Annotated in this window: 5 protein-coding genes; 3 read left to right on the forward strand and 2 right to left on the reverse strand. The window is 63.6% G+C overall.

Going from position 1 to position 7,018, the window contains the following annotated elements:
• Positions 1-33: 33 nt before the first annotated feature.
• Positions 34-1,293, reverse strand: a complete 1,260-nt coding sequence (gene rho / locus ACE039_RS23935; protein WP_006218533.1) for a transcription termination factor Rho — start codon at positions 1,291-1,293, stop codon at positions 34-36.
• Positions 1,294-1,410: 117 nt separating this feature from the next.
• Positions 1,411-1,737, reverse strand: coding sequence for a thioredoxin TrxA (gene trxA, locus ACE039_RS23940; RefSeq protein WP_006218534.1), 327 nt, complete (start codon positions 1,735-1,737; stop codon positions 1,411-1,413).
• A gap of 327 nt (positions 1,738-2,064) precedes the next feature.
• Here trxA and parE point away from each other — a divergent pair, with 327 nt between their 5' ends.
• From parE to parC, 3 genes are read left to right on the forward strand one after another with little or no spacing between them, the layout of a single operon-like run.
• A complete protein-coding gene (gene parE, locus ACE039_RS23945; protein ID WP_105560010.1) occupies positions 2,065-4,026 on the forward strand; it encodes a DNA topoisomerase IV subunit B in 1,962 nt (653 codons plus the stop codon).
• The gene (locus ACE039_RS23950) at positions 4,026-4,622 is read left to right on the forward strand and encodes a YcxB family protein (RefSeq protein ID WP_485823501.1); all 597 of its coding nucleotides are present in this window, start codon (positions 4,026-4,028) and stop codon (positions 4,620-4,622) included. Before parE ends, ACE039_RS23950 begins: the two co-directional genes overlap by 1 nt.
• Positions 4,623-4,666: 44 nt before the next feature.
• A complete protein-coding gene (gene parC, locus ACE039_RS23955; RefSeq protein ID WP_485823502.1) occupies positions 4,667-6,997 on the forward strand; it encodes a DNA topoisomerase IV subunit A in 2,331 nt (776 codons plus the stop codon).
• Positions 6,998-7,018 lie beyond the last annotated feature (21 nt).

The raw sequence follows: 7,018 nt of genomic DNA on the forward strand, positions 1-7,018 counted from the left end.
TGACGGCGGTTTTTTCATGGGGCAAGACCTGTCTTACTTCTTCTTCATCATGTCGAAGAATTCGGCGTTGGTCTTGGTGGCGCGCATCTTGTCCAGGATGAATTCCATGGACTGCACTTCATCCATGTCGTGGATGAACTTGCGCAGCACCCAGACCTTTTGCAGCAGGTCAGGGGCGATCAGCAGTTCTTCGCGACGGGTGCCCGACTTGTTCAGGTTGATCGACGGGTAGACGCGCTTTTCAGCCAGACGGCGCTCAAGGTGGACTTCGGAGTTGCCCGTGCCCTTGAATTCTTCGTAGATGACTTCGTCCATGCGGCTGCCGGTTTCGATCAGCGCCGTACCCAGGATGGTCAGCGAACCGCCTTCTTCCAGGTTGCGGGCTGCGCCGAAGAAGCGCTTGGGGCGTTGCAGGGCGTTGGCGTCCACACCGCCGGTCAGCACCTTGCCGGAGGCCGGCACCACGGTGTTGTAGGCGCGGGCCAGACGGGTGATCGAGTCCAGCAGGATCACGACGTCTTTCTTCATTTCGACCAGGCGCTTGGCCTTTTCGATGACCATTTCAGCCACTTGCACGTGACGGGTAGCGGGTTCGTCGAAGGTCGACGCCACCACTTCGCCGCGCACCGTGCGTTGCATTTCGGTCACTTCTTCCGGGCGTTCGTCGACCAGCAGGACGATCATGACCGCGTCGGGGTAGTTGGTGGTGATGGCATGCGCAATGTGCTGCATCATCACCGTCTTGCCCGACTTGGGGCTGGCGACGATCAGGCCGCGCTGGCCCATGCCGATCGGGGCGAAAACGTCCAGGATACGGCCGGTGAGGTTCTCTTCGCTCTTGATGTCGCGTTCGAGGCGCATCGTCCGGTTCGGGTGCAGCGGCGTCAAGTTCTCGAACATGATGCGATGCTTGATCGCTTCGGGCGCCACGCCATTGACCTTGTCCACCTTGACCAGGGCGAAGTATCGCTCGCCATCTTTCGGCGTGCGGACTTCACCTTCGATCGAGTCGCCGGTGTGCAGGTTGAAACGGCGGATCTGCGACGGCGAGATGTAGATGTCGTCCGTGCTGGCCAGATACGAGGTCTCGGGCGAGCGCAGGAAACCGAAGCCGTCGGGCAGGACTTCCAGGACGCCGTCGCCAAAGATCTGCTCGCCTTGCTTGGCGCGCCGTTTCATGATGGCGAACATCAGTTCCTGCTTGCGCAGGCGGTTGGCGTTCTCGATTTCCAGGCCAGCGGCCATTTCCAGCAGCTGCGAGACATGCAGCGCCTTCAGTTCGTTGAGGTGCATCGCGGTGATTGGTGGGGGAAAAGTAAAGGAGGGCTCTGGCGGCGCGCCACGGACGGGCTCGCGCGGTCTTGAATGAGCGCCGCCTCCAGGGCGGCGCCTTCGTTCACAGCACGCAGTTTACAACGCGCCGTCCAGGAATGCGGTGAGTTGCGACTTCGACAGCGCGCCAACTTTGGTGGCGGCGGCTTGGCCGTCTTTAAAGAGCATAAGGGTCGGGATGCCGCGGATGCCATATTTGGTGGCGGTACCCTGGTTTTCGTCCACGTTCAGCTTCGCGATCGTCAGGCGACCTGCGTACTCGGTGGCGACTTCTTCCAGGATCGGGGCAATCATCTTGCAGGGGCCACACCAGGCAGCCCAGTAGTCCACCAGCACCGGCTGGCCGGATTTCAACACATCGGCATCGAAGCTTGCGTCACTGACGTTCTTGATTTGGTCGCTCATGATGGTGATTCTCGGTTCGGCAGCAAAAGGCGCGTAAAAAGGGACGCGCCTTGCCGTTGTTCTTGTATGTGGAATGGATTAAAGCATACCACTGTCAATAACAACAGGCATACCACTGTTAATAACAACAGGGTTTGCTGGTTTTGTGTAGGATGTTGCGGCGCAGTCGTCGTGATCCGGGTGATTGAACCCTGGCGCGCTGGCTGTGACTGTCATCATCCTACCGAATTCGGAGTTGGTCAGGTCGTGCGCATCCCACTGGGAGCCGCGCAGAATCTAGGCTTATCCGTAAAATGTCGGTTTTTTTCCACAGATGTTGGGGATAACTTGGCCACTCCACGTTACACCGAGGCGTCCATTCGCGTCCTGAAGGGGCTGGAGCCCGTGCGCCAGCGCCCGGGCATGTACACCCGCACCGAAAACCCGCTGCACGTCGTGCAAGAGGTCATTGATAACGCCGCAGACGAGGCCCTGGCCGGCTACGGCAAACAGATACAGGTCACGCTGCACATTGACGGCAGCGTGTCCGTCGAGGACGACGGGCGGGGCATTCCCGTCGGCCTGCACCCCGAAGAAGGCGCTCCCGTCGTGGAGCTGGTCTTCACGCGTCTGCATGCAGGCGGCAAGTTCGACAAGGCGGGCGGCGGGGCCTATGCGTTTTCCGGCGGCCTGCACGGCGTGGGCGTGTCCGTCACCAATGCGCTGTCCACCCGGCTGGAAGTGGTGGTGTGGCGCGACGGCGCGGTCAGCCGCCTGGTCTTCAAGGGCGGAGATGTTGCCGAACCGCTGGCGCCGTACGACCAGGGCGGCCGCAAGAAGTCGGGCACCCGCGTGCGCGTCTGGCCGGACGCGAAATACTTCGACAGCCCCAACATTCCGTTGGGCGAGCTGACGCACTTGCTGCGCAGCAAGGCCGTGCTGCTGCCCGGCGTCAAGGTCACGCTGGTCAACGAGAAATCCGGCGACACCAAGACCTGGCAATACCAGGACGGCCTGCGCGGCTATCTGGCCGAAGCACTGACCGGCGCTGAACTGATGGTGCCGTTCTTCGAAGGCCAGCAGTACGCCGGCGCCGACCACGAGAACTTCGCCGAAGGCGAGGGCGCGCAATGGGTGGTGGCCTGGACCGAAGACAGCAACGCCGTGCGCGAGTCGTACGTCAACCTGATCCCCACGCCAGCTGGCGGGACTCACGAATCGGGGCTGCGCGAAGGCCTGTTCGGCGCGGTGAAGGGCTTTGCCGAATTGCACAGCCTGCTGCCCAAGGGCGTGAAGCTGCTGCCTGAAGACGTGTTTGCCCGCGCCAGCTTCGTGCTGTCGGCCAAGGTGCTTGACCCGCAATTCCAGGGCCAGATCAAAGAACGTCTGAACAGCCGCGACGCGGTGCGCCTGGTGGGCGGCTTTTCCAAGAGCGCGCTGGACCTCTGGCTGCACAGCAACGTCGAATACGGCAAGAAACTGGCTGAATTGGCGATCCGCCAAGCCCAGGCGCGCCAACGGTCCGCGCAAAAGGTCGAAAAGCGCAAGAGTTCGGGCGTGGCGGTGTTGCCCGGCAAGCTGACCGATTGCGAATCCAGCGACGCGACCCGCACCGAAGTCTTTCTGGTCGAGGGCGATTCAGCGGGCGGTTCCGCCAAGATGGGCCGAGACAAGGAATTCCAGGCCATCCTGCCGCTGCGAGGCAAGGTGCTGAATTCCTGGGAAGTGGATCGCGACCGTCTCTTCGCCAACAATGAAATCCATGACATTTCGGTCGCGATCGGCGTGGATCCGCACGGCCCCGGCGATACGCCGGACCTGTCGGGCCTGCGCTATGGCCGCATCTGCATCCTGTCCGACGCCGACGTCGACGGTTCGCACATCCAGGTGCTGCTGCTGACCTTGTTCTACAAGCACTTCCCCAAGCTGGTCGAAGCCGGGAACGTGTACGTGGCCAAGCCGCCGCTGTTCCGCCTGGACGTGCCGGCGCAGGGCAAGCGCCCGGCCCGCAAGATCTACTGCCTGGACGAAGGCGAGCTTGAAGCCGCGCAGGATAAACTGCGCAAGGAAGGCGTGCGGGAAGGCGCCTGGGCGGTCAGCCGCTTCAAGGGCCTGGGCGAAATGAACCCGGAGCAGTTGTGGGAAACCACGATGAACCCGGATACCCGCCGCTTGCTGCCTGTGGGCTATGGCGACCAGACCCCCGAAGACACCACCCGCATGTTCGACATGCTGATGGGCAAGGGGGAATCTTCGCAACGCCGCGCCTGGATCGAAGAAAAGGGCAACCTGGCTGAGCTGGATATCTGATGACGTCCGCCACAGCCGGCCAAGCCCGGATGACGGTCGACATGACCGCCGACGACTACGCGGAATTCGCGGCCTACGTGTACAAACGGCCCGAATTGCGGCGTCGCCGGTACCGCTCCCACCTGCGTTTCGCGGTCCTGATGATCGTGGCCTTGCTGGCCTACCTGATCTGGCAGACCTGGGACGGCAAGGGGCCGGACTGGGGACGGATACTGCCCGTGTACTTCGAAGGGCTGGGGGTGGGGCTGGGCATCCTTGCGCTGCTGGCGCTGGCCTACGAGTTCGCGCTGCCGCCGCTGGTCAGGATGAACACGCGCCGGATGCTGAAAAAGCAGCCGGACGACCTGTTCCTGGGCCGGCATCAGCTGGACTTCGGGGCCGAGGGCATCCTGGACACGACCGCCAGCGCCTCGGGGCGCATGGAATGGTCCGATATCCGCCGGGTTGAAGAAACCCCGCAGCATCTATACGTCATCCTGGGCACCTTGCAGGGCGTGATCATTCCCAAGCGCGGCCAGGACGCCGCTACGTTGGAGGCGGTGCGCGCCCAGTTGCGCGCGCATGTCGCCGACACGCAGCTGGCGCCGTCCGCTTGAGGCGCACTGACGCCGTTTCGATGAATTTGTCTACTTGAACCATCATGACCGACAGCAATCAACCCGGCTTATTCGACCCCACCCCGCCTGACGGCGATGGCGACGCCAACGCGGCCATCACGCTATCGCGTTACGCCGAGCAGGCCTATCTGGACTACGCGGTTTCCGTTGTGCGCGGCCGCGCCTTGCCGGATGTCGGCGACGGGCAGAAGCCCGTGCAGCGCCGCATCCTGTTCGCCATGCAGGCCATGGGCCTTGCCGCGGGCGCCAAGCCCGTGAAGTCCGCGCGCGTCGTGGGCGACGTGCTCGGTAAATACCACCCGCACGGCGACCAGGCCGCCTACGACGCCATGGTGCGCATGGCGCAGGATTTTTCGCTGCGTTATCCGCTGATCGACGGTCAGGGCAACTTCGGTTCGCGCGACGGCGACAACGCCGCCGCGATGCGATACACCGAGGCCCGTCTGACGCCTATCGCCAAGCTGTTGCTGGACGAGCTGGACGAGGGCACGGTGGACTTCGTGCCCAACTACGACGGCAGCCAGCAAGAGCCGCAGATGCTGCCGGCCCGCTTGCCGGTGATGCTGCTGAATGGCGCGTCGGGCATCGCGGTCGGCATGGCCACCGAAATCCCGTCGCACAACTTGCGTGAAGTGGCTCAGGCCTGCGTGGCGCTGATCAAGCAGCCGCAATTGCCGGATGCGGAACTGCACGCCATGATCCCCGGCCCTGACTTCGCCGGCGGCGGCCAGATCATCACGCCCGCTGCGGATATCGCGCAGATCTACGGCGGGGGACGGGGTTCGCTGAAGGTGCGCGCGCGCTGGCAGTTCGAGGAAATGGCGCGCGGCCAATGGCAACTGGTGATCACCGAACTGCCGCCGGGCACGTCGGGCCAGAAGGTCCTGGAAGAGATCGAGGAAATCACCAACCCCAAGGTCAAGTCGGGCAAGAAGAGCCTGACGCCCGAGCAGACGCAGGCCAAGGCGGTCATGCTGAACCTGCTGGACGCCGTTCGCGACGAATCCGGCAAGGACGCCGCAGTGCGCCTCGTCTTCGAACCGAAGACCTCGCGCGTGGACCGCGACGAATTCGTCAACACGCTGCTGGCGCAAACCAGCATGGAAAGCAGTTCGTCGATCAACCTGGTGTGCATCGGCACCGACGGCCGGCCGCGCCAGAAGGGCCTGCGCGACATCCTGGTCGAATGGGTGGCATTCCGCACCAACACGGTCGTGCGCCGCACGCGTTTCCGCCTGGACAAGGTCACCGACCGCATCCATGTGCTGGAAGGCCGCATGCTGGTCTACCTGAACGTGGACGAAGTCATTCAAACGATCCGCGAATCCGACGAGCCACGCGCCGCGCTGATGGAACGCTTCAAGCTGTCCGAACGCCAGGCCGAGGACATCCTGGAAATGCGCTTGCGCCAACTGGCCCGTCTTGAAGGCTTCAAGATCGAGCAGGAATTGGCCGATAAGCGCAAGGATCAGATCTCGTTGCAAGAGCTGCTGGACAATCCGTCGACGCTCAAGCGCCTGCTGATCAAGGAAATCGAGGCCGACGCCAAGCAGTACGGCGATGACCGCCGCACGCTGATCGAGACGGCCGAACGCGCCGTGCTGGAAACCAAGGTGCTGGACGAACCCGTCACCGTCGTCGTGTCGCAAAAGGGCTGGCTGCGCGCTCGCCAGGGCCATGGCCACGATGCCTCGCAATTCGGCTTCAAGCAGGGCGACGACCTGTACGGCGCCTTTGAATGCCGCACTACCGATACGCTGATCGCAATGGGCGACAACGGCCGGGTGTATTCCGTGCCGGTCGGCGGGCTGCCCTCGGCGCGTGGCGACGGCCAGCCGGTCACCACCATGATCGACCTGGAATCCGGCACGCGCATCGTGCATACCATCGCCGCGGCGCCCGATACGCGTTGGCTGCTGGCCACGCGTGGCGGCTACGGCTTTGCAGCGAAGCTGTCCGACATGGTCAGCCGCCAGCGCGCCGGCAAGCAGTTCATCACGCTGGAAGAGGGCGACCAAATGCTGCGCCCGGTGCCGTTGTTCGAGGGCGCCACGCAGTTGGCGTTGCTGTCGGCCAAGGGCAAGTTCCTGGTCTTCGGCCTGGACGAGTGCAAGTCCCTGTCCGGCGGCGGACGCGGCACGATCCTGATGGGCCTGGATGCCTCGGACAAGTTGGACCAGACGGTGCCGATCGGCGCCCGTGGCCTGCGCGCCACGGGTATCTACCGCAATAAGGTGACCGAGGACATCCTGGTCGGCGACGCGCTGGCCCCCTATGTGGGCAAGCGCGCACGCAAGGGCCGCCAGTTGGATGTGCGCCCCAAGCAGCCAGTGTTGTCGCCCGTACTGGGGTGATGGCGCGTCGGGGGGGGGGGG

Source organism: Achromobacter maghribensis (assembly GCF_057334215.1).

Bases quoted from the DNA above. Each gene is read 5' to 3' on its own strand.
- parC (WP_485823502.1), top strand. From the start codon at position 4,667: ATGACCGACAGCAATCAACCCGGCTTATTCGACCCCACCCCGCCTGAC.
- ACE039_RS23950 (WP_485823501.1), top strand. From the start codon at position 4,026: ATGACGTCCGCCACAGCCGGCCAAGCCCGGATGACGGTCGACATGACC.
- trxA (WP_006218534.1), bottom strand. From the start codon at position 1,737: ATGAGCGACCAAATCAAGAACGTCAGTGACGCAAGCTTCGATGCCGAT.
- rho (WP_006218533.1), bottom strand. From the start codon at position 1,293: ATGCACCTCAACGAACTGAAGGCGCTGCATGTCTCGCAGCTGCTGGAA.